General features: G+C 71.6%; 16 protein-coding genes and 1 pseudogene. 8 read left to right on the top strand and 9 right to left on the bottom strand.

Features of this window, described 5'->3' with window-relative positions; translation table 11 throughout:
- Nucleotides 1–93: 93 nt before the first annotated feature.
- The 5 genes from LCD31_RS15515 to LCD31_RS15495 all read left to right on the top strand — a co-directional run bounded on the left by LCD31_RS15515 (nt 94) and on the right by LCD31_RS15495 (nt 5,751).
- On the top strand, nt 94–1,143 hold the full coding sequence (locus LCD31_RS15515) for a sulfotransferase (RefSeq protein ID WP_224958968.1): 1,050 nt from the start codon (nt 94–96) through the stop codon (nt 1,141–1,143).
- Between the two features lie 33 nt (nt 1,144–1,176).
- Nucleotides 1,177–2,001: a class I SAM-dependent methyltransferase gene (locus tag LCD31_RS15510; protein ID WP_224958967.1), complete on the top strand. Its 825-nt coding sequence runs from the start codon at nt 1,177–1,179 to the stop codon at nt 1,999–2,001.
- 218 nt (nt 2,002–2,219) lie between these two features.
- Nucleotides 2,220–3,467 carry an ATP-grasp domain-containing protein gene (locus LCD31_RS15505; protein WP_224958965.1) on the top strand — a complete coding sequence of 416 codons (1,248 nt, stop codon included), beginning with the start codon at nt 2,220–2,222 and terminating at the stop codon, nt 3,465–3,467.
- 75 nt (nt 3,468–3,542) lie between these two features.
- Entirely contained in the window at nt 3,543–4,766 is a 1,224-nt protein-coding gene (locus LCD31_RS15500) for an MFS transporter (protein ID WP_224958963.1), read from the top strand.
- 136 nt (nt 4,767–4,902) lie between these two features.
- Complete coding sequence (locus LCD31_RS15495) at nt 4,903–5,751, top strand: aminoglycoside phosphotransferase (protein ID WP_224958960.1); 849 nt, start codon at nt 4,903–4,905, stop codon at nt 5,749–5,751.
- Nucleotides 5,752–5,784: 33 nt separating this feature from the next.
- Here LCD31_RS15495 and LCD31_RS15490 read toward each other — a convergent pair whose 3' ends face one another.
- The 6 genes from LCD31_RS15490 to LCD31_RS15465 all read right to left on the bottom strand — a co-directional run bounded on the left by LCD31_RS15490 (nt 5,785) and on the right by LCD31_RS15465 (nt 14,136).
- A complete protein-coding gene (locus tag LCD31_RS15490) occupies nt 5,785–6,147 on the bottom strand; it encodes a GntR family transcriptional regulator (protein ID WP_224958959.1) in 363 nt (120 codons plus the stop codon).
- Between the two features lie 92 nt (nt 6,148–6,239).
- Nucleotides 6,240–8,321 (bottom strand): tetratricopeptide repeat protein, encoded by a 2,082-nt coding sequence (locus LCD31_RS15485; protein WP_224958957.1) that lies wholly within the window; start codon nt 8,319–8,321, stop codon nt 6,240–6,242.
- A gap of 306 nt (nt 8,322–8,627) precedes the next feature.
- The gene (gene meaB, locus LCD31_RS15480; RefSeq protein WP_224958956.1) at nt 8,628–9,614 is read right to left on the bottom strand and encodes a methylmalonyl Co-A mutase-associated GTPase MeaB; all 987 of its coding nucleotides are present in this window, start codon (nt 9,612–9,614) and stop codon (nt 8,628–8,630) included.
- The gene (gene scpA, locus LCD31_RS15475; RefSeq protein ID WP_224958955.1) at nt 9,614–11,827 is read right to left on the bottom strand and encodes a methylmalonyl-CoA mutase; all 2,214 of its coding nucleotides are present in this window, start codon (nt 11,825–11,827) and stop codon (nt 9,614–9,616) included. The genes meaB and scpA overlap by 1 nt, the downstream gene beginning before the upstream one ends.
- Nucleotides 11,827–13,707, bottom strand: a complete 1,881-nt coding sequence (locus LCD31_RS15470) for a methylmalonyl-CoA mutase family protein (RefSeq protein WP_224958954.1) — start codon at nt 13,705–13,707, stop codon at nt 11,827–11,829. The genes scpA and LCD31_RS15470 overlap by 1 nt, the downstream gene beginning before the upstream one ends.
- A gap of 237 nt (nt 13,708–13,944) precedes the next feature.
- Nucleotides 13,945–14,136: a hypothetical protein gene (locus tag LCD31_RS15465; protein WP_224958953.1), complete on the bottom strand. Its 192-nt coding sequence runs from the start codon at nt 14,134–14,136 to the stop codon at nt 13,945–13,947.
- A 184-nt stretch (nt 14,137–14,320) separates the two neighbouring features.
- On the opposite strand from LCD31_RS15465, the gene LCD31_RS15460 reads away from it, so the two are divergent.
- A complete protein-coding gene (locus tag LCD31_RS15460) occupies nt 14,321–16,822 on the top strand; it encodes an RNA helicase (RefSeq protein WP_224958952.1) in 2,502 nt (833 codons plus the stop codon).
- Nucleotides 16,823–16,878: 56 nt separating this feature from the next.
- Complete coding sequence (locus LCD31_RS15455; protein WP_224958951.1) at nt 16,879–17,292, top strand: universal stress protein; 414 nt, start codon at nt 16,879–16,881, stop codon at nt 17,290–17,292.
- 109 nt (nt 17,293–17,401) lie between these two features.
- On the opposite strand, the gene LCD31_RS15450 is transcribed toward LCD31_RS15455, so the two are convergent.
- The gene (locus LCD31_RS15450) at nt 17,402–18,223 is read right to left on the bottom strand and encodes an SAM-dependent methyltransferase (protein ID WP_255615060.1); all 822 of its coding nucleotides are present in this window, start codon (nt 18,221–18,223) and stop codon (nt 17,402–17,404) included.
- A gap of 293 nt (nt 18,224–18,516) precedes the next feature.
- Complete coding sequence (locus tag LCD31_RS15445) at nt 18,517–19,830, bottom strand: hypothetical protein (RefSeq protein WP_224958948.1); 1,314 nt, start codon at nt 19,828–19,830, stop codon at nt 18,517–18,519.
- Between the two features lie 125 nt (nt 19,831–19,955).
- Here LCD31_RS15445 and LCD31_RS15440 point away from each other — a divergent pair, with 125 nt between their 5' ends.
- Nucleotides 19,956–22,064 (top strand): NB-ARC domain-containing protein, encoded by a 2,109-nt coding sequence (locus tag LCD31_RS15440; protein ID WP_224958947.1) that lies wholly within the window; start codon nt 19,956–19,958, stop codon nt 22,062–22,064.
- On the opposite strand, the pseudogene LCD31_RS15435 reads toward LCD31_RS15440, so the two are convergent.
- Nucleotides 22,052–23,395: pseudogene (locus LCD31_RS15435) on the bottom strand (hypothetical protein); the annotation flags it as partial. The gene LCD31_RS15440 and the pseudogene LCD31_RS15435 overlap by 13 nt on opposite strands.

Below are 23,395 nucleotides of genomic sequence, written 5' to 3'. Positions count from 1 at the left end.
TCGTTCTTGACGTCGGTTCCTGGAATTTCGGTGCTCTCCGTTATCGGGTGGGGGAGGTGTGGAACTTCTGCGTGCTGAACTTTGCGCATTGTCGTGTCGGTCGGTCCTGCGGCGTGGCTCGCTGTAGAAGAACGAGATCCGGAGCGTGTGTCAAGAATGTCGACTGAACCCTTCTCGTCGAGCGGGCCCGCTGAGCGCGTCCTCATCGTTTCGCTGATGAAGTCCGGTACTCACCTGATTCAGGAGTTGATGGTCGCGCTCGGGTACGGGATGTACGGCCAGTCCCGGATCACCGATGACATCCGGCCGGAACTCTCCCGGCCAGCGCGCCTGCGCGCGGCCCGGCTCGTCCACGGCGCGGAGCGGGCCGCTGAGCTGGAGAACGCCGATCCGGACGTGTTCGACCAGGTCACCGGGCAAGCGTGGGAGGCGCTCGGCTGGGCGTGGCAGGCCCGGCTGGGGTTGCCGCTGGAGAATCGGTACGGAGCCACCCTGGTCAACTCCGAGCTGGTGGCTCAAGCGCGTTCCCGCAGCATCGGCTCGCGGTTCTCGGACACCCCGGAGAACGTCTGCTGGATCCTCCCCGAGCTGGACATCAAGAAGATCGACGGCAACTTCATCCAGGAGTGGGCCGATACCGGCGAGCCGCGCATCATCTTCATGTACCGCGACCCGCGGGACGTGATCCTTTCGATGGTGAACTTCCTGTCGGGCAAGACGGCCGCGGGATTCGGGAACTTCAGCGAGTTCAAGGTTTTCAGCGCCATCCTGAACTCGTTCCCCACGATGGACGAGAAGATCGAGTACGCGCTGAGCGATCCAGCGTTCCCGTGCATGGGAGACCATCGGCGTGCGCTGTGGCTGCTGCACCATCCGCAAGTGTGCGCGGTGTCCTTCGAGGAGCTGGTCGGGCCACGTGGGCTCGGAACCGAACAGCGCCAGGACGCCGCCATCCGGCGGGTACTCGACTTCGTCGGATCCCGGTCGAGCTCTGCCGAGGTCGCCGAGAAGATTTTCCGGGAGGACTCCTTCTCGTTCTTCAAAGGCCAGATCGGCGCTTGGCGCGAGGTCTTCACCGCGCGGCATCGCGAAATCGCCGAGTCGGTGCTCGGCGACGTGCTCAGCTCGTACGGCTACGTGTGATCAGAACTCCGAACAGACGAAGAAGGTGGCAGCATGAATCCGCAGGGTGGTTCCGATGGCGAAACGCTGGAGATCAACGAGCCGCGGCTGATCAAGTGTATCGAGGAGGGTGAGCCGGATATCGGCGCCCTCTGGGAGTTCTGCGTGCACTTCGAATTCGAGCGGGACCTGGCGGTCGAGAGCATCGCGAAGTGGATCGGCCCTCCGGAGGGCAAGCGCGTTCTCGACTGCGCTTGCGGATCCGGATTCCCCGGGATCGAACTCGCTCAACGCGGTTACGACGTCACCTGCTCCGACGGTAGCGCCGCGATGCTGCGCCACTTCGAGCGCAACGCCCGCCTCGCCGGAGTCGAGCTCACCCCCGAACTGCTGACCTGGGACGGCTTGGTGCAGCGGTACGAGGATTCGTTCGACGTCGTGCTGTGCCGCGGCGGGGGATCTTACCTCTACGGAGGTACTTGGGACGATGACGCTTCGCCTGACTCGGAAGCGCTCGTCGATTCGCTGCGGCAGTTCGTCGGCTGCGTGCGCCCCGGCGGCGGCCGTCTCTACATCGACATCACTCGCGCGGAGGACCTGGAACGCACCGAGCCGCAGGTGACTCGGCGCCCGCGCATGGTGGTCGGCGGACACGTCGTGGAGCTGTCCGAGACGGTGACTCCGCACCCGGAAACCGGAATGCGGGTGTGGAACAGCGAGCTGCGGGTGGACGGGAACGTCTACGAGTTCGAGCGGCGTTCGCACTACCTGCCGCACGAGCAGCTGGTCGCGGTGCTGGAGAAGGCCGGGCTGTCCGAGGTGAATCGGGAGGTCATCCCCGGCGAACACTACGACGTGTTCTCCGGCGTGCGTGCTTGACCGGAGCGGCACGACGGTGCTTCCTCGTTGATCGTGGCCCCCGGAGCACCGATCACGGGCGAGGACCGTTGAGCACGGCGCGGGCCGGCCGCGTGAGCGTGAGCTCCCGCGCGTCGGCGGCGCGGTCGGCCGCCAGGAGGCGGACAATGCGGCCTGCCGGTGCCCGCGGTGGAAGATCTCCGGGTCACCCGCCCGGTGAGACGAACTGGGAGGTTCTCTTGGATCCGGTCCTGCTGGTGTTGAGCGGCGGTCAGAGCGAGTACCGGGAGTACATGCTCGGCAAGATCGCCGAGCGGTATCCGATCGTCCTGCTCACTCCTGATCCGGTGACCTGGGAGCGCGAGTACATCACCGCCGAACTTCGGATCGATCCCGCGGACACCGCGGAGATCGTGGCCACCGCGCGGCGCGCCGCGCAGCGCTACGCAGTCGCCGGGGTGCTGACCTACCACGAGCCCTGCGTCGAGCTGGCGGCGGTGATCGCCGCGGAACTGGGGGTGCCGCGATGTCCACCGCAGGGTGCGGCGCGCTGCCGTGACAAGTGGGCCACCCGGTTGGCGCTGGACGCGGACGGCGTCCCCTCCGCTGCGGCGGAGCTGGTCACCTCGGCGGCCGAGGCGGCCGAGGCGGCTGCCCGGATCGGCTACCCGGTCGTGGTCAAGCCCCGTTCGCTGTCGGCCAGCTTCGGGGTGTCGAAAGTGGACTGCCCCGCCGAGCTGGAACCCGCGTTCGACCGGGCCTTCGCGAGCGGCCTGCCGGAGCCGTGGGAGCACCACAGCGGCGTGCTCGTCGAGGAATACCTGGACGGCCCGGAGATCAGCGTCGACAGCGCGGTCCACGGCGGAGTGGTGGAGAGCCCGGTCTTCGCCCGGAAGGTGCTGGGCTATCCGCCGCACTTCGAGGAACTCGGGCACGTCGTGGCCGACCCGGCCGATCTCGTGGCCGATCCGCAGCAGGTGCGAGATGTGGTCCGCGCGGCGCACTCGGCGTTGGGCGTCGACAACACCGTGACGCACACCGAGCTGCGGCTGACCGCACGTGGGCCTCGGCTGGTCGAGGTCAACGGCCGTTCCGGCGGCGACCTCATCCCCGACCTGGCCGAGCTGGCGACGGGGGTGGACATGGCTGCTGCCGCGGCCGACGTGGCCGCGGGAGTGCCGCCGACGTTGCGGGTCGTCCGCTCGCGGGTAGCGGGAATCCGGTTCTTCTACACCGACGAATCCGGCGTCGTGGACGCACTGGAGCTGGATGCCGCAGAGGGTGAGCTGCCGTGGTTGCACCGGGTGACCTGGCTGGTGGAGCCCGGTACGCTGATCCGTCCCGAACCGGGCAGGAGGTACTTCGCCCGCATCGGTTTCGCGGTGGTGGTGGCTGGTTCGGTGTCCGAATGCGAGCAGCGGATGGCGAAGGTCGCCGAGCTGGTCCGCGTGCGCACCACGGGACGGGCGCGGTCGAATCGGCCGTGAAACCCGTTGCCGCATCCGTTCCGCTCGTCGAGCGGCTCGGCGACGAAACCGGTACCAGACTTCCGAGGTGGTCGAGTGCTCCGCAGTGCGTTCCGATCCGAGTCGTTGACGCAGCTCGCGCCGCTCAGGTCGTTGCTGCTGGCGGTCCTGGTGTTCCGCACCGGCTGCGTGCTGCTGCCGTTCTTCGGGCTGTACCTGACCGAAGGGGCGCACGTCTCCGCCGGGCTGGTGACGTTGATCGTCGGATGCTTCGGCCTGGGCGGGCTGCTGGCCGACGTCTCGATGCCGGCGACCCTGTCCCGGCTTTCTCCCGGCCGCGCCATCCCGCTGGCCCTCGGCGTGCAGGCGGTGGCCTTGCTGGTGGCGGCCGTGGCCGCGCAGCCGACCGCGCTGGTCTGCGCGACCGTGGTGTGGGGCTTCTGCTACGAGATGGTGAACCCCGCCTGCTACACCCTGATCACCCGCTCCGTGGATGCCGAGCACCGCAAGGTCGCGTTCGCGGCGCTGCGGCTGTGCATCAACGTCGGGATGGGGCTGGGCCCGGCGATCGGGTCGGTGCTCTACGCCTGGGGGCAGTTCTCGCTGCTGTTCCTGGTCAATGCCGCGTTCGGGCTGATCGCGGCGGTGTTGGTCGGGAAGTGGGCCGTCGGGTACGAGGTGCCGGGCGAACGCGAGCGCACCGGCGGCAACGCCTGGCACGGCTCGGTCCGCGACGAAGCGCGGTTCTGGACGTTCATGCTCACCGCTTTTCCGGCCCAGCTCGCGTTCGCGTTGCCTTCGACCGTGCTGAGCCTCTACATCGTCAGCCGGTTGGGACTCTCGCCGCTGGTGGCCGGGGTGATCCTGTTCCTCAATGCCGCGATGGTCGTCGTCATCGAGTTGCCGCTGAACATCGCGACCGCCCAGTGGAGCAACACCCGGGCGATCGTGGTGGGCCTGCTGTTCGCCGCGGCCGGGTTCGGGATGATCGGACTGCACCCCAGTTTGTGGCTGCTGGTGCTCTCGACGATCGTGTGGACCATCGGGGAGATGGTCATCGGGCCGGCGTTCCTGGGGTACGTGCAGGAGATCTCGTCGCCGCGGTTGCTGGTGCGCAACATGGGCGCGTTCTCAGGCGGCGTCAACGGCGGCCTCCTGCTGGCTCCGGTGGCCTACGGGATCGTGACCGGTTCCGGGCTGCCCGGCGGGATCTGGTCGCTGGTCGGGGTGGTGCTGCTCGTATCGGTCCTGGTCTTCGGGGTCATCAGCCGAGGCGGACGGGGAATGGGGAGTGTTTCGCAGCGCCCCACCACCGAGTAGTCCACTGTGGACCCGTGCTTCGGTGTGCGCGTCCGGCCTCGGCTGGTCCGGGTGGATCCGGCGCGGGCCGCCCCGGGGGACGGTGCGAACGGGACCGAGATGAGCGGGCCACCACCCGATGGCACATGATCGGGTGGTGGCACCGAACGAGATTCCGAACGACGAAGCCAACGACGAAGCCGACGAGATGTTCGCCGCGTGGATGCGGCAGAACCTGGACCGGGCCGCGGAGCACTTCGCGGTGCGCGTGGTCGGCGAGCCGGTGCTCGGGTGGCGGCAGCGGTCCATCGGCGCGGCCGTGCTCGGCGCCGAAGGCCCGCGCTGGCTGCGGGTGGTCTCCGAGGAGATCCGGTGGGCCGACGAGGACTGGTGGACCGGCAACGCCGACGCCAACGCGATCACCGGTGTGCGCAAACCGCGGGTGCTCGGCCTGGTGGAGTGGGAACTGGCGGAGACGCGGCGGCAGCGCGCCGAGCTGATGACCTTCGTGCCGGGGCAGCGCTGCTCGGATACCGACGTGCTGCGCGACGAGGTCGACCTGCCCGAGCAGTGGTGGTCGGAGCTGCGCACCGCGCTGGAGACGATCCGGGTGGTACCGACGCTGCGGCTGCGCAACGACGAACCCGACATCCAGCGGGCCGTGCGGGAGAAGCTCGGTCACGAGCTGGACGTCCAGCACTGGGACACCGTGCACGGCGACCTGCACTGGGCGAACCTGGTCCGGCCGCGGTTCGGCCTGCTGGACTGGGAGCTGTGGGGGCGCGGACCGGCGGGCACCGACGCGGCTTCGCTGTACTGCTGCAGCCTGCTCGTGCCGCCGGTCGCCGCGAAGGTGCGGGAGACGTTCGCCGATGTCCTCGACGGTCCGGACGGGCCCACCGCGCTGCGCTACGTCGCCGCCCGTGCCCTGCACCGCGTCGACATGGGCGACCACCCCGACCTCGCCGCACCGCTGCGCGAACTGCTCGCCGGGCTCGACGGCTGACGTGGTGCGGTTCCCGGGCCCGCCGGGCGCCGGTCAGCCGGGGAGGCCGAGAGCGGCGCGGACGATCGCGAGCGCTTCCTGCGGCGGGATGCCGAGGTCGCGGGTCGTGCGCGCGTAGGCGGCGGCGGCTTCGGCGGCGCGGCGGCTGCTCTGGTCCCCGGACGCGGCGACGAAGGTGCCCGCCCGGCCGCGGGTCTCGATCAGCCCGGCCTGCTCCAGCTCGCGGTACGCCTTCGCCGCGGTGTTCGCCGCGATGCCCAGGTCCGCCGCGAGCGCCCGCACCGTCGGCAGCTTCGCGCCCACCGGCAGCTGCCCGGAGTTGATCCGCTCGGCGATCCCGGACCGCACCTGCTCGAACGGGCTCACCCCGGAACCGGGGTCCACCTTGAGATCCATGCCCGCATTGTCCGCCACCGCTCCGGGACGGCCGTCCGCACGGGTGCCCGGGGTGTCCGTCCGCCCGCCGCGCGACCGAACCGGTACGGACTTCACCCGGTGATCTCGTGCGGGACGCCGAGTTCGTCGTAGAGCAGCGCCGCGGTCCGGCGCTGCTCGCGAGCCTGTTCGGGACGTCCGGTGCGTTCGTAGAGGTCGGCGAGCCGCTCGCGGTCCAGGGCCTCGCCGTAGCCGTACTCGGTCTCCTGGTGCAGTGCCAGCGCCTGCTCCAAGTGCTCGGCGGCCTCGTCGGTGCTGCCCATCGCTCCCAGCACCAGGCCGATCTCGCTCAAGCAGCTGGCCTCGTTGCGGCGGTCGCCGTGCGAGCGGCGGATCGCGATGGCCCGGTGCAGGTGCGGGATCGCCTCGTCGAACTGCCCGAGGCGGCACTCGGCTTTGGCCAGCGCGCTCAACGCGGTGGCCTCGCCCCACTCGTCGCCCAGCGCGACGTGCATGGCGTAAGCGCGCTCCAGCGTCTCGTCGGCCTCCGCGTCGCGGCCCAGCCCGTAGTACACGCTGCCGAGGTCGCGCAGCGCCCACGCGTGCGCCCACTCCGGGCCGACCCGTTCCCACAGGGAGACCGCGCGCTGCAGCTCCGCCAGCGCCTTCTGGTGCTCGTGCACCGTTCCCCACGCGATGGCGTCGCTGGTCAGCAGCCAGGCTTCGGCGAGCTCGTCGCCGAGCGCGCGGGCGGACGCGAGCCCGATGCGGTGCGTCTCCAGCCAGTCGGCCACCGGCCGCCGCGACAGCATGAAGGCGAACATCGCCACCGGCAGCTGCCAGCCGAAGACGTGCTCCCCGCGTGCCGAAGCCTGCCGGACCGCGGCCTTCAGGTTCTCGCGCTCCTCGTCGTAGAAGTGCAGCGCGGCCGGGCGATCGGCGAATTCCGGTATGGAGCCGGGGGAATCGGGCGTGTCCATCGGGATCCGGGTGAAGCTCGGCGCCGCCGGCCAGGACGCGGCGATCGTCGCGTGCAGGTACCAGGACAGCAGCCCGCGCACCGCGGCGTCACGTGCCGCCTCGCTCTCATCGTGCCGCGCGCATTCGGCGGCGTAGAGGCCGAGCAGGTCGTGGAAGCGGTAGCGCTGCGCCCGGTGCTCGTCGAGCAGGTGCGCTCCGACCAGGACGTCCAGCAACCGGCGGGTCTTGCTGCGCGTGAGCCCGCTCAGCGCCGTCGCGGCGTCCAAGCCGATGTCGGGGGTCTCGGCGAGCCCGAGCAGCCGGAACAGGCGCGCCGCGTCCGCTGGCAGCGAGCGGTAGGACCAGGAGAAGACCGCCCGCACCGTGGTGAACTCGTCCTCTTCGACGGTCAGCGCGTCCAGCCGGTCGCGCTCGTCGGCCAGCTCCTCGACGAGCTCGGCGACCCGCAGGTGCGCTCCGGCGACGAGCCGTTCTGCGGCGATGCGCAGTGCCAGCGGCAGGAATCCGCAGTACCGGGCCAGTGCGACGGCGGCATCGGGTTCCGCGTCGACCCGGTCGGCGCCCGCGGCCTTGCGGAGCAGTTCGATCGCGCGGTCCGGTGGCAGCACGTCCAGCGACATCCGGGTGGCTCCTTCTCTGGCCGTCAGGCTCGTCAACCGGTTGCGGCTGGTGATCAACGCCCGGCAGGGCGGGGAACCGGGCAGCAGCGGGCGGACCTGCTCGGCGCCGGCGGCGTTGTCGAGCACGATCAGGATGTGGCGACCGGTCAGCAGCGTCCGGTACATCGAGGACTTCGCGTCGGCGTCCACGGGCAACCGCTCGCTGGGAACGCCCAGCGCGCGCAGCATCTCGTCCAGCGCCTCGCTCGCGTCCCGCCTGCGATCGACGTGGTGGCCGCGCAGGTCCACGTACAGGTCGCCGTCGGGGAACCGGTCCCGCACCCGGTGCGCCCAGCAGGCGGCCAGCGACGTCTTCCCGACGCCCCCGGAACCGACGATCAGCCAGGTCGGCGCAGAAGGGTCGGCCAGCCAGGAGTCCAGTGCGGCCAAGCTGGTCTCGCGGTCGGTGAAGTGCGCGACGCGGGCGGGCAACTGCTTCGGCACCGGGGCCTCCGGAGCGGCCCGCTGGTGGAAGTGCACGTCGCCGTCGACCTTGCCCACCTGCACGACGTTGCGCGCGGTTCCGGCGAAGACGTTGCGGATCTCCTCGGCCATCCCGACCTCCGAAGCGAGTGTCCGAGGACGGTGTACCGCCTCCGGGCGCCTCGGCAGGGCGAAACCTCCCGGAAAGTCCGGAAGAACGGCCATCCGGAGCAGCCGCACTACCCGAATGCCCGGCCTGCGGGCAGTGGCGGGCGCGGTCCTTCGCCCCGCTCAGCGGAGGAGCCTCGCGTACGACCTCGGCGCTGCACTGCCGGATCAACGCGTCGATTCCCGCGTCGCCGACCGGCTCGGCCTCGACGACCCGTGCGGACGTGCGGGCCATGATCCTCGGACGTCCCGAGCGGATGCAGCGCTCGGTCACCGCTCGCGGAACGCGCGCAGCAGCTCGTCCGCGGCGAGGGAGGCGGTGAGCCCTCCCGCGCGCACCTCGGACTCGACGTCGTCGACGAGCTCCCGGACGGCGGGATGCGCGGCGAGCTCGGCCATCAGCTGGTCGCGCACCAGCGCCCAGGTCCACTCCACCTGCTGGCGGCTGCGCTTCTCGGCGAGCTCGCCGGACTCCGCCAGCGTCGCTCGGTGCTGCTCGACCTGCTCCCACAGCGCATCCAGGCCGCCGCCGGTGAGGCCGCTGCACGTCACCACCGGCGGCGTCCACGAGGCGCTGACCGGGGTGAGCAGCCGCAGCGCCGAGCGCAGCTCGCGCGCGGCCTTGCGCGCGTCCATCTCGTGCGGGCCGTCGGCCTTGTTCACCGCCACCAGGTCCGCGAGCTCCAGCACGCCCTTCTTGATGCCCTGCAGCTGGTCGCCGGTCCGCGCCAGCGTCAGCAGCAGGAAGCAGTCGACCATGCCGGCCACCGTGACCTCGGACTGCCCGACGCCGACGGTCTCCACCAGCACCACGTCGAACCCGGCGGCCTCCATCAGCACGACGGTCTCCCGGGTGGCGCGGGCGACGCCGCCGAGCGTCCCCGCGGAGGGGGAGGGGCGCACGAACGCCGCCGGATCCGCCGCCAGCGCCGCCATCCGCGTCTTGTCGCCGAGGATGCTGCCGCCGGTCCGGGTCGAGGACGGGTCCACCGCCAGCACCGCCACCCGGTGCCCGGCGGCGGTCAGCGAGGTGCCGAGCGACTCGATGAACGTGGACTTGCCGACCCCGGGCACCCCGGTGATGCCCACCCGGTGCGCGCCACCGCTGTGCGGCAGCAGCTGGACCAGCAGCTCCTGGGCCTTGGCCCGGTGCGCCGGTTTGGTCGACTCGACCAGCGTGATGGCCTGCGCCAGCTTCGTGCGGGAGCCCCCCAGCACGCCCTCGGCGTAGTCCGCGACGTCGATCTCGCGCGGCATCAGTCGAGTTCGAGCCGGGTTCGGAGCTCTTCCAGCAGGCCGAGCGCCGCGTCCGCGATCACCGTGCCCGGCGGGAAGATCGCGCTCGCGCCCGCTTCGCGCAGCGCGTCGAAGTCCGCGGGCGGGATCACGCCACCGACGACGACCATGATGTCCTCGCGGCCCACCGCGGCGAGCTCGTCGCGCAGCGCGGGCACCAGCGTCAGGTGCCCGGCGGCCAGCGAGGACACCCCGACGATGTGCACGTCGGACTCGGCGGCCTGGCGCGCGACCTCGGCGGGGGTCTGGAACAGCGGGCCCACGTCCACGTCGAAGCCGACGTCGGCGAACGCGGAGGCGATCACCTTCTGGCCGCGGTCGTGGCCGTCCTGGCCCATCTTGGCGACCAGGATGCGGGGACGGCGGCCCTCGTCCTCGGCGAAGCGCTCGACGACCTCCAGCGCCCGCTCCAAGGACTTCGACGGTCCCGATTCCTCCCGGTACACCCCGGAGATCGTACGGATCTGGCCGGCGTGGCGGCCGAAGACCTTCTCCATCGCGTCGGAGATCTCGCCGACGGTCGCCTTCGCGCGCGCCGCGTCCACGGCGAGGGTGAGCAGGTTGTGGTCGAGGTCGTCGGGGCGCTCGTCGGACATCGCGGCCTCGGCGGCGCCGGTGAGGCGCCGCAGCGCGTCCTGGCAGGCGGCCTCGTCGCGCTCCTCCCGCAACCGGCGCAGCTTGTCCAGCTGCTCGGCGCGGACCTCGGCGTTGTCGACCTTGAGGACCTCGATCTGCTCGTCGCCGTCGAAGCGGTACTTGTTGATGCCGATCAGCGGCTGCCGCCCGGAGTCGATGCGCGCCTGGGTGCGCGCGGCGGCCTCCTCGACGCGCAGCTTCGGGATGCCCGCGTCGATGGCCTGCGCCATGCCACCGGCGTCCTCGACCTCGGTGATGTGCGCCCAGGCGCGTTCGGCGAGATCGGCGGTGAGTCGTTCGACGTAGTGGCTGCCGCCCCACGGGTCGATCACGCGGGTGGTGCCGGACTCCTGCTGCAGCAGCAGCTGGGTGTTGCGGGCGATGCGCGCGGAGAAGTCGGTGGGCAGCGCCAGCGCCTCGTCGAGGGCGTTGGTGTGCAGCGACTGGGTGTGCCCCTGGGTGGCGGCCATCGCCTCCACGCAGGTGCGCGCCACGTTGTTGTACACGTCCTGAGCGGTCAGCGACCAACCGGAGGTCTGCGAATGAGTGCGCAACGACAGGGATTTCGGGTTCTTCGCGCCGAACTCCTTCACCAGCTTCGCCCACAGCAACCGCGCCGCGCGCAGCTTCGCGACCTCCATCGCGAAGTTCATCCCGATGCCCCAGAAGAACGACAGCCGCGGGGCGAACGAGTCGATGTCCAGCCCGGCCTGCCGGCCCGCGCGCAGGTACTCCACGCCGTCCGCGAGGGTGTAGGCGAGCTCCAGGTCGGCCGTCGCTCCGGCCTCCTGGATGTGGTAGCCGGAGATGGAGATCGAGTTGAACTTCGGCATCCGCCGCGAGGTGTAGGCGAAGATGTCGGAGATGATCCGCATCGACGGCTGCGGCGGGTAGATGTAGGTGTTGCGGACCATGAACTCCTTGAGGATGTCGTTCTGGATGGTCCCCGCGAGCTGTTCCGGTGCCACGCCCTGCTCTTCGGCGGCGACGATGTAGAGCGCCATCACCGGCAGCACGGCGCCGTTCATCGTCATCGACACGCTCATCTCGTCCAGCGGGATCCCGTCGAACAGCTGGCGCATGTCGTAGATCGAGTCGATCGCCACCCCGGCCATGCCCACGTCACCCGACACCCGCGGGTGGTCGGAGTCGTAACCGCGGTGGGTGGCCAGGTCGAACGCCACCGACAGGCCCTTCTGCCCGGCGGCGAGGTTGCGGCGGTAGAACGCGTTCGACGCCGCGGCGGTGGAGAAACCGGCGTACTGGCGCACCGTCCACGGCTGGTTGACGTACATCGTCGGGTACGGGCCGCGCAGGAACGGTGCGATGCCCGGGTAGGTGCCGAGGAAGTCGAGGTCCTCGGTGTCGGCCGCGGTGTAGAGCGGCTTCACCCCGATGCCCTCGGGGGCCTCCCACACCAGCGCGTCGGATTCCTTGCCGGTGGCCGACAGGACCGCCGAGTTCCAGTTCGCGGCGGCCGCCGGCTCGGCGTCCCGGTCCAGCGGGATGTCGGCGAAGTTGGGGATGCTGTGGTTCATCACTCGACTCCCAACGTGCGGTGCGCCGCGCGCAGCACCTCGACGGCATCGCAGCCGGTGAACACCAGACCGTCCACTTCGGACGGTGGTCGCCCCGGCTTCCCGGCCAGCAGCACGGTCTGCGCGCCCGCTTCCTTGAGCGCTCGCGCGGTGTCGGCGGCGCGCTCGCCGTAGACCTTGTCGGCCGAGCACAGGCACGCCACCGGCGACGGGTTCTCGGCGTAGGCGGCGAGCACGTCCGAGGTGGTCTCGGTCGGGCCGGCTTCGACGGCGTCCAGCCCGCCCGCGGCGAACAGGTTCCGCGCGAACGAGGACCGCGCCGTGTAGGTGGCCAGCGGGCCGAGCGTGGCGAGGAAGACCCGGGGTCGTTGCGCGCAGGCGTCGGCGGCGTCGCGCAACGCCTCGAACTCCTCGGCGTAGCGCACCCGGGGCAGCCCGCCGCCCGGCGGAGCCGGGACCGGTGCGCGATGCAGCGGTTCCTCGCCGAGGTTCGGGAACTCGCTGACCCCGGTGATCGGTTCGCTGCGGTCGGCGATGGCGGCCCGGCGGCGGTCCCAGGTGGCGGCGAGCCGGTCGGCGACCAGCCCGGAGCACAGCGCGGCGGGCAGCCCACCGGCGGCTTCGATCTCCTGGAACCAGCGCCACGCGGCCCGCGCGAGCTCGTCGGTGAGCGCTTCCACGTACCAGGAGCCGCCCGCCGGATCGATGACCTGCGCCAGGTGCGACTCGTCGAGCAGCAGCGCCTGGGTGTTGCGGGCGACGCGGCGCGCGAACTCGTCGGGAGCGCCGATCGCGGCGTCGAAGGGCTGCACGGTGATGGCCTGCGCCCCGCCGACCCCGGCGGCGAAGGTGGCGATCGTGCTGCGCAGCATGTTCACCCACGGATCGCGGCGGGTCAGCATCGCCGAGGAGGTGACCGCGTGCTGGCGCTGGGCGCGGGCGGGCTCGGCGGCGCCGCAGCGGCGCGCCACCTGCTCCCACACCCGCCGCGCGGCGCGCAGCTTCGCGATGGTGAGGAACTGGTCGGCGGTCGCGGCGTAGCGGAACTCCAGCAGCCCGCAGGCGGTGTCGGCGTCCAGTCCCGCCTCGGTCAGCCAGCGCAGGTAGGTCACCCCGGCGGCCAGCGAGGCGCCGAGCTCTTCGCCGTCGGAGCCGCCCGCGTCGTGGTACGGCAGCGCGTCGACGGTGATCGCCTGCAACCCGGGGTGCTCCGCGGCGCAGCGCCGCGCGAGCTCCACCGCCTGCTCGGGGCCGGTCTCGCGACCGGTGCGGGCCTGCACGCCGAGCGGATCGGCGCCGAGGTTGCCGCGCAGCGCGCTGGGCGCCACGTCCTGCTCGGCGGCGAGCCGCAGCAGCTCGGCGGCCGCGGCCGGTGCCTCGTCCCCGGCGTCGAGGACCACGCCGATCATGTCCAGGTGCACGCCGTGCAGCGCGTCGCCGAGGTCGCCCACCGCGAGCCCGCCCGCGCCGAACCGCAGCAGCAGCGAGGTGACGCCGCCGTTGAGGTCGGCGAGGACCTCCCGGTTCACCGCCGTCGCGTCCGGGCCGCCGTGGGACTGGCGCACGTCCCAGCCCTCCGCCACCGACCCCTGCGGCCTGCTGCCGCGCACGAACGGCGCGAACCCGGGCACGCCCGCGGCCGGCAGGTCCGCGTCGGCGGAGTACAGCGGTCGCACCGTGAAGTCGTCGTACCCGGGGGAGTCCAGCAGCGCCGCGGCGTCGGCAGGCGACGGATCGTCCTGGCGGATGCGGCCGGTCCGGCGCAGGACCTTCTCCACCTGCTCCAGCCACTGCTCGTGGGTCGGCCGGGGGAATTCGCCGGCCAGGCTGAGCCCGGGCCGGGGGCTGCTCGTCGTCGAGAGCCGGTCAGTGGGCGCCATGACAGTCGATGGTAGGACTCCGCACCGGCCCGGAACGCCGCTTCTCCTGTGACCCACGTCCCAAGATTCCGCGGGGCGCACTGGCGCGCGCAGCGGCGTTCCGCGAGGTCAGCCGCCCGCCCCGCCGTCCGGGACGGGCTTCCGGCCGCCACGTGGGCGGGCTTCCGGTCGGCGCGTGCGGAGGGCTCGTGCTCGGTGCGCGGGGAGCGCCCGCGCGGCGCCTGTGCGCTGGGCCGGTCAGTGCCCGCTGAAGTGGTACTCCCAGCCCGCTTCCGGCGTGTACCGCAGCCGGTAGCAGGTCTCGATCTTGGGCCCGTCGTGCAGGTGGATGTGCCGGAGGAGTCTGCCGAGCACGGCTTCGGAGTCGCGCAGGTCCTGCGTTCGTCCGTCCAGCGGCCCACCCACGAACCGCACCATTCGCTCCGGCATGGCGACCAGTCTCGGTGATCCCCGCTGCTCCGATCCACCCCCGCGCCCCCGGTCATCACTCGGAAGAGTGAGCGCGGGCGGATCGGCCGACCCGGCGGGCGGAGCAGAGGTCTGTCGCGGCGCGCCGCCGCAGCGGACCCCGCTTGCGGCGCGTCGGAGCTGACCAGGGACGATCGGGGGTGCCATGAAGCTGACTGACCACCTCCCCGCCTCGCCCGAACCGGACGCGCTGCTCGACGCCTTCACCACCTGGACCACCGAGCAGGGCATCGAGCTCTACCCGGCGCAGGAAGAAGCGCTGATGGAGGTGGTGACCGGGGCGAACGTCATCCTCAGCACCCCCACCGGCTCCGGCAAGAGCCTCGTCGCCACCGGCGCGCACTTCACCGCCCTCGCCGAGGGCAAGCGCAGCTACTACACCGCGCCGATCAAGGCGCTGGTCTCGGAGAAGTTCTTCGCGCTGGTCGACGTCTTCGGTGCCGACAACGTCGGCATGATGACCGGTGACAGCAGCGTGAACGCGGACGCGCCGATCATCTGCTGCACCGCGGAGATCCTGGCGAACCTGGCGCTGCGCGACGGCGAGCAGGCCGAGCTCGGCCAGGTCGTGATGGACGAGTTCCACTTCTACGCGGAACCGGAGCGCGGCTGGGCGTGGCAGGTGCCGCTGCTGGAGCTGCCGCAGGCCCAGTTCGTGCTCATGTCGGCGACGCTCGGCGACGTCACCCGCTTCGAACGGGACCTCACCGCCCGCACCGGCCGTTCGACGGCGGTGGTGAGCTCGGCGGAGCGCCCGATCCCGTTGACCTTCCGCTACGCGCTGACGCCGCTGCACGAGACGATCGAGGAGCTGCTGGGCGGCAACCAGGCCCCGGTCTACGTCGTCTACTTCAACCAGGCGTCGGCGATGGAGCAGGCGCAGGGCCTGATGAGCGTGAACGTCGCCTCCCGCGAGCAGCGGAACAAGATCGCGGAGGCGATCGGCGACTTCCGGTTCACCGCGGGCTTCGGCAAGACGCTGTCCCGGCTGGTGCGCCACGGCATCGGCGTGCACCACGCGGGGATGCTGCCGAAGTACCGGCGGCTGGTGGAGCAGCTGGCGCAGGCGGGGCTGCTGAAGATCATCTGCGGGACGGACACGCTGGGCGTCGGCATCAACGTGCCGATCCGCACCGTGCTGCTGACCGGGCTCACCAAGTACGACGGGGTGCGCACCCGGCACCTGAAGGCGCGCGAGTTCCACCAGATCGCCGGGCGCGCGGGCCGCGCGGGCTACGACACCGCGGGCTACGTGGTGGTGCAGGCCCCGGAGCACGTGATCGAGAACGAGAAGGCGCTGGCGAAGGCGGGGGAGGACCCGAAGAAGCGGCGCAAGGTGGTGCGCAAGCAGGCGCCCGAGGGCTTCGTGTCGTGGAGCGAGAAGACCTTCGAGAAGCTGGTGGAGGCCGAGCCGGAGCCGCTGATCTCCAGCTTCCAGGTCAGCCACTCGATGCTGCTCAACGTGATCAACCGCCCCGGTGACGCGTTCGCGGCGATGAAGCACCTGCTCACCGAGAACCACGAGGACCGCCCGGCGCAGCGCAGGCACATCCTGCGCGCCATCGCGATCTACCGCGCGCTGCTGGCCGCGGACGTGGTGGAGCGGCTGGACGAGCCGGACGAGCTGGGCCGCCGGGTGCGGCTGACGGTGGACCTGCAGTTCGACTTCGCGCTGAACCAGCCGCTGTCGCCGTTCGCGCTGGCCGCGATCGAGCTGCTGGACGTGGAGTCGCCGAGCTACGCGCTGGACGTGCTCTCCGTCATCGAGTCCACTCTGGACAACCCGCGGCAGGTGCTGTCGGCGCAGCAGTTCAAGGCGCGCGGCGAGGCCGTGGCGCAGATGAAGGCCGACGGCATCGAGTACGACGAGCGGATGGAGCTGCTGGAGGACGTCACCTACCCGAAGCCGCTGCAGGACATGCTGGAAGCGGCCTACGAGATGTACCGCAAGGGGCATCCGTGGGTCGCCGAGCACGAGCTGTCGCCGAAGTCGGTGGCGCGGGACATGTTCGAGCGGGCGATGAACTTCGTCGAGTTCGTCAACCACTACGGCCTGGCCCGGTCCGAGGGGCTGGTGCTGCGCTACCTCGCGGACGTCTACAAGGCGCTGCGCCACACGGTGCCCGCGGACGCGAAGACCGAGGAGCTCACCGACCTGGTGGAGTGGCTCGGCGAGCTGGTCCGCCAGGTCGATTCGAGCCTGCTCGACGAGTGGGAGCGGCTGCGCAACCCGGGTGCCGAGATCACCGCCGAGCCGGCGGCGGCCGAGGCGGCCCCCGCCGGGATCACCCAGAACAAGCGGGCGTTCCGGGTGCAGGTGCGCAACGCGCTGTTCCGCCGCGTGGAGCTCGCCGCCCGCCGCTGGACCACCCCGCTCGGCGAGCTGGACCCCGAGTTCGGCGCCGAGGCGTGGGAAGAGGCGCTGGACGGCTACTTCGCCGAGTACGACGAGATCGGCACCGACGCCGACGCGCGCGGCCCGGCGATGCTGATGATCACCGAAGAGCCGGAGCGCTGGCTGGTGCGCCAGATCTTCGCCGACCCGGCGGGCGACCACGACTGGGGCATCAGCGCCGAGGTCGATCTGGCCGCCTCCGACGAGGAGGGCTCCGCGGTGATCCGCGTGCAGGCGGTCGACCAGCAGTAGCGCGCCGGTCCGCGGGTGCCATACGGTCGGGGGACGCGACCGAGAGGAATGCGATCATGCCGCAGACCGTGGTAGTGGGCATCGACGGCTCCGATGAATCCGGGCGCGCGCTGCGCTGGGCCGCCGACTACGTCACGAAGGTGGGCGGGCTGGTGCACGCCATCGCCGTCTGGCACCAGCCGGTGCAGTTCGGCTACCGGCTGCCCACTCCGGACTCCGAACTGGAGGCGCGGGCCCGCGAGCTGCTGGACGGCACGACGGAGGCGGTGCAGCGGGAGTTCCCGGACGTCGACATCCGGCCCCGGCTGATCCGCGGGCACGTGGTCGACGAGCTGGTGGGGTTGTCGCCGCAGGCGGACATGATGGTGCTGGGCAACAAGGGCCACGGCGCGTTCACCGGCATGATGGTGGGTTCGGTGGCGCTGAAGCTGGTGCACCACGCCCGCTGCCCGGTGCTGGTGGTCCGCTGAACTCCTTCCCGGGCTTGCTGCTCAGCGGTTCCGCCGCTGACAGGACGAAGTGCGAACGCGAGCGGCCCGCTTCCCGTGGGGGAGGCGGGCCGCTCGGTGCGTGCGGGGCTCACTTCTCGCGGAAGGCGGTGATCATGCAGCCGAGCTCGGCGAAGCGTTCCCCGAGGCCGGGCAGCGCGCGTCCGTAGCCGGCGGTGATCTCGTTGGTGGGTTCGCGCCGCACGTTCCAGCCGCGCCCGGCCAGCACCTCGCCGGGGTCGGGGCGCTCGTCGGTGCTGAACAGGGCCTGCAGGTCCATGCCCCATTCGAGGGCGAGGTTCCGGAGCTCGTCGCTGACGTACTCCTCGCGCGGTCCGGTCATGTGCTCGATGGAGATCCTGCTGCCGGGGGCGGAGAACCGGTCGATGATGGCCAGCAGCTGCGCTTCCGCCTCGGCGGGCAGGTAGGGCAGGAGTCCTTCGGCGAGCCACGCGGTGGGCAGCGAGGCGTCGAACCCGGCGGTTTCGAGGGCGCTCGCCCAGTCGTCGCGCAGGTCCACCGGCACGACCCGCCGGTCGCTGCCGGGCTGCGCGCCGATCCGGTCCAGCGTCTCGTCCTTGAACTGCAGCACCTTCGGCTGGTCGATCTCGAAGACCCGCAGGCCTTCGGGCCAGTTGAGCCGGAACGCGCGAGTGTCGAGCCCGGACGCGAGGATCACCGCCTGCTGCACCCCGCCCGCGGCGGCGCGCAGGAAGTACTCGTCGAAGAACCGGGTCCGCACGCCGAGGTAGCCGGACATGGTCTCCAGCATCTCGGCGGAGGAGTTCTCCATCTCGGCGAGCGCCGGGGATCGGGCGGCGGCGACCAGGCCCTCGGCGTAGGGGTCGTTGATCAGCCGGTCGTCCCGGTGGGATTCGATCGCGCGTGCGGCCGCCACGGCGAGGGCGGTCATCCCGACGCCGGAGACGATGTCCCATTGCTCGTGGGTACTGGTCACGTGAGCACCTTCCGTCGGCTTCGACCTGCTTCGCAAGGCTAACGTTAAGGTTGCGCCATGCAACTATGTGTGAGCTGGTCGGCCTTCGCTCATTTCGGACGAACGGCGTAGCCCGGCCGCCGGGGCCGGTGGTTCGGCGCTGGTCGGGCGAGGTGCGCGGCGCGAAGGGCGCGGTCCGCGCGCGGCAGCGCGAGATCACCCGTTCGGCCCAGCGGTGCGAGGGCCGTCCGCACCGCCGGGCCGGACGATCAGTCCTGCTGCTCGTCCTGTTCGCGGCGCTGGTCCTCCGCGCGCTGCTCGTCCTCGCTGGGCGACCGGTCCTCGTCGCGGGCGTCGTCGTCCTGCCGCGACCCGTCCTGCTCGTCCCGATCGGTCCTCGCGCGCCGCCCGTCCGAGCCGCCGTCCTCGTCCTCCGCGCGCCGCTCGTTGCGCCGCTGCTCCTCGCGGTAGCCGTAGGCGGCCTGCCGGACCGCGGCGTCGGTCTCCAGGCTGGATCCCAAGGCACCCGCGATCACGCCCATCGTGGTGAACCCCCACGCCAGCGCCAGGTACCGGGTGAAGTCGGCCTCGTGCCCCAGACTGCTCGCCAGCAGCTCCGGCGGGACCACGAACAGCGCCACCAGCAGGTTGATCACGAACAGCCCGGCGTACATGCAGCCGACGCCGATGGTCAGCGTCGCCACCGTCGAGATGTTGTAGAGCAGCACCTGCTCCCGGTCCCGTGCGCTGTCCCGGCGCCGCTTCTCCCACAACCCGTGCGCGGCGATCAGCCAGCCCACCAGGATCACCACCGACCCGAGCGCGGCGAGCACCTGGCGCCCGGCGCCGAGCATGTCGCCGATCTGCCAGATCGTGCTCGACGACAACCCGAACGCGCTCGTGGCCACCGCCGCGGCCAGCGCGTTGCGCAGCCCGAACACCAGCCGCCACGGCTGGTTCGTGCGCACCATGCCGCTGAGCAGCCGGAGCCTGCCGCGGCTGCGGGTGGCGGTGTAGCGGACGTCGACCTCGCCGTCGTCGGAGCCCTGCTCGCTGGTGCGGCGGATGGGCGCGACCGCTTCGGTGAGCTTGCTGTCCAGCCCGTAGCGGTGGTCGGCGCCGCCGTCGCGACCGGTCAGCTCGTCGACGAGCTGCAGCACCACCTGGCGGGACCGCCGGTACGGCTGGGTGCCGCCCAGCGCGGGCAGCGAGACCACCGCGACCCGGCCGTCGAGGTTCGCGTCGGCGACCACCGGCCGCCGGTTCACCCGCACCGGCAGGTCGGTGAGGGTGATCGCGTAGTCCCAGTCCCGTTCCCGCAGCCGGTCGGCGGTGGCGCGCAGGATGTCGCGGGTGCTGTGCTCGCCGGCGGTCACCGGGTCCACGTCCACTTCGACCGTCCACTCGCGGTCGTCGCCGAGGTGCTCCGGCAACTCGTCCGCGAGGTGTCGCGCCACCTGCTCCGGCAGGTCCGGATCGGTGATCAGCCCCAGCTTCACCTGCCCGGATCGGCAGGCATCCGTTCGCCGGGTTCCGCCCGCGTCGTCCATCTGCTCCCGCACCTTCGCGTCGTCACTGATCATCCCCACCGGTTATCCGCTCGCCGGAAGACCAAACCCGTCACCGGCCTCGTGTCCGAACGGTCACGGAGCGTCGGGAGTGGCAGGTAGGCTCCGGCTTCGAGACGATCACCGGCCCGGGGGTGGCGATGAGCGAACCAGTCTGGTCGAACAACAGCAACAGCGCTCCGGTGCACGGCAACGTCGTGCAGGCCGGCCGGGTCGAGCGGCTCATCGTGCAGTCGCGCGACGGCGCCGAGCTCCCGGTGCCGCGGACGTTGCCGCGCGACCCGCGCCACCACGGGTTCCGGAACAGGGTGGTGGAGCTGGCCGAACTGGACCGGTTGCGGGGGCTCGCGAACGACGAGCAGCGCCCGCTGACGGTCGTGCTCCCCGGGATGCCCGGTGTCGGCAAGACGATGACGGCGCTGCGCTGGGCGCACCAGGTGCAGGACGAGTTCTCGGACGGGGTGCTGGTGGCCGATTTGGGCGGCGCCTCGCCGACCGGACCGGCGAGACCGTTCGACGTGCTCGGCGCCTTCCTGCGCGATCTCGGCGTCACCGAGGTCGGCGCGCTCATCACGGAGCGCGAACGCGTGAACCTGTTCCACACGCTCACCGCGCACCGCGAGCTGCTGATCGTGCTCGACGATGCCGCGACCTCGCGCCAGGTGAAGGCGCTGCTGCCGCCTTCCCCGCGCAGCTGCGTGGTCGTCACGACCCGGTACGCGCTGGATCTGCTGGGCGACGGCGGCGTGGAGCACGTCCCCGTGGAGCCCTTCGACTTGGACGACGCCCTGGCCCTGGTGTCGGAGGCGGCCGGGACGCCGGAGACCCCGCTGGATCCGGCCGCGCTGCGCAAGCTGGCCGAGGCGTGCGGTCGGCTTCCGCTGGCGCTGCGCGTCGCGGGTGCTCGGTTGCGCGGGCGGTCGTCGATCGAGTCCTTCGTGGACCGGGTCGTCGAGGGCTCCGGACTGCTGACCCACCTGCACTTCGATGGCGAGCGGCTCGTGCACGGCGTGTTCGAGGTCTGCTACCGGGAGCTGCCGCCCGCCGAGGCCCGCGCGTACCGGTTCCTGGGACTGCACCCCGGCCCGGAGTTCAGCGTCGCGGCGGTGGCCGCGCTGCTCGGCACCTCGGAGTTCGAGGCGGAAGAGGTGTTGGCGGAACTGCGCCGGGTCGGTCTCCTCGGCGTGACCGGTGACCGGTACCGGATCCACCCGCTGCTGCAGCGGCACGCGGAGGACGCCGGGCGCGATGCGGACACCGTCGCCGACCAGGCGGCGGCGCTGACGAGGCTCGTCGAGCACTACCACTCGTTCGCGATGGCCCGGGACGTCGTGCTGAGCTCCCGCCGCCGCCTCAGCACGCGGTACGACTCCGTGTCCGCCGCGCACACCGGGCCGAAGGCGCGGCGGAAGGCGCTGGACGACCTGGACACCGAGCGGCTCAACCTGCTCGCCGCAGTGCGGGTCGCCGAATCCCTCGGCCTCCACGACCGGGTCTGGCAGCTCTGCGAGAGCCTGTTCACCTACCAGTTCGACCGAGACCTGTTCGGTGACCTGCTCGACGCGCACCTGGCGGGCATCCGCGCCGCCGAAGCCCTCGGCGATGCCGCGGTGCTGGCTCGAATGGTCTCGCAGTACGGTTCCGGCTTGTTCGCCGCGCACGACGACGCCGAAGCCCGCGTCCAGTTCGAACGGGCCCGCCGCATCGCCGTCGCGTGCGGGGACGCGCTCGCGGAGCAGAGCGCCACCGAGTGGACCGGGTTCGTGCACGAGCGCGCGGGCGCCCCCGAGGCGGCGCTGGAGTGCTTCGAGCGTTCCCGGGCCATCATCCGCTCCCGGTTCGCCCCGGAGCACCGGCCGCGTCCGCTCGCGTTGTACGGGCTGAACGCCGGTCGGGTCCTGGTCTCGGTGGGGCGGTACGACGAGGCGCGCCCCGAGCTGCTGGCCGCCGCGGAGGTCTTCCGGACGAACGGTGAACGCGGCAACCTGGCGAAGGTCGAACTGCCGCTGGCCGAGCTGGAACTGCGCACCGGCGGCGCCGATGCGTTGCCGCGCTTGGAACGGGTGCTGGCCGTCTTCGCGGAACTCCGCATGCGGTCCTGGCAGGTAACGGCGCTGGAACTGCTCGCCGAAGCCCTGGATGGGGCGGGGGACGCCGAGAAGGCACTGCTCCGACGGCAGGAAGCGAGGGATCTCGCGATGGTGCTGGGACGGCAGCGGGCCGCCGCGGGGTCGGATCAGGACAGCTGAACGCGGACCCCGTTCACCGAGGTCTCCGGCCCGAGCTCGTCGATGCTCCTGCCTGCGGCGAGCCAGCCGTGCACCGCGGCGGCGAAGCACATCGGCCGGCCCGCGCCCGGGACCCGCGGGCTGATCCGCGCCGTGCGGCCGGAGCGGGTCCGCACCAGGCACGCGTCGCCCTGCACCGCTGCGGCCAGCAGCGATCCGGGACGTGCGTCGAGCGCGTCCCGGAGCCAGTCGTGCACGTGCTCGCCCCAGTCGCCCGTGGTGAGCACCAGCACGTCGGCGGCTTCGCGCAAGCTCCGCCCGGGATGTTCGGCCGCGACCACCAACGCCCCGTCGGCCGTGGTGCGTGGCAGATCCACGGGATGCCGGACCACCCGCAGACCGCCGTCGGGTTCGACCTCGGTGCGGGCGCGGCTCGCGGTCGGCAGGCAGGCCGCGGGTGCGGGGAGACCGCTGAGGTCGTCCGGCGGCACCGGTGGTTCCTCCTCGGGCTCGGGCAGCTCCAGCAGCTCGTAGCAGACCCGCCGCACCGCTCCGGCCGCCTCACCCGGGCGCGAGGTGAGCCGTCCGCCCAGGTCGGTGAACGAGGCGGCGGCCCGTTCGGCCGCAGCCAGCCGAGGGCCGATCGGCTCGTGCTCGGCCAGCCGCGGAGCGCGGGCACCGACGACGTCCACCAGCGAGCCCGGCGCGACCTCGCGGGCCGGGAATGAACCGAGCAGGGTGGGGATGCCGAGAACGGCGCCGTACGTGGTGACGGAGCCATGATCACCGATCAGGTAATCGGAGGCGATCAGCGTCGCGCGCCAACCGAATTCCGGTGGGACCAGCACGAGTCCCGCCCGCAGGTGCCGTGCGAGCAAGCGGTGCACTTCGCTCCGGCCGTGCCCGTACCAGATGTTCGGGTGCAGGATGGCGGCGAACCGGTGTTCGTCGGAGGGGAATTCGTCCAACACCCGGGAGAAGACGTCGGGAACTCTTCCCAGCAGCGATTCCGACCACCACGTCGAACTGATCGTGATGAGCGTCCGATCATCGGCGCCCAGTGCCCGCCGGTAGGCGGGGCGCCAGGGGAGGCTGGTCAGCAGTCGGTCGTAGCAGGCGTCACCGGCTACGACCGCGGTGCCGAGCGCTTCCGGGACCGCTGCCGCGAGTTGTGCGCGCTGGTCCTCGTGCGACATGACCAGGGCGGAGGCGATGGGGCGGCCTTCGTAGAGCACCCATTGCGGATCCAGCCCGAAAGCGACGCGCCGGTTCTCCGGTTCTCCGGTTCTCCGGTTCTCCGGTTCTCCGGTTCTCCGGTTCTCCGGTTCTCCGGTTCTCCGGTTCTCCGGTTC

It is taken from the genome of Saccharopolyspora sp. 6M (assembly GCF_020176775.1).
GTDB classification, from domain to species: domain Bacteria; phylum Actinomycetota; class Actinomycetes; order Mycobacteriales; family Pseudonocardiaceae; genus Saccharopolyspora_C; species Saccharopolyspora_C gregorii.
The sequence above is the reverse complement of the archived record's forward strand: the minus strand, read 5'-3'. Positions and strand labels throughout refer to the sequence as shown.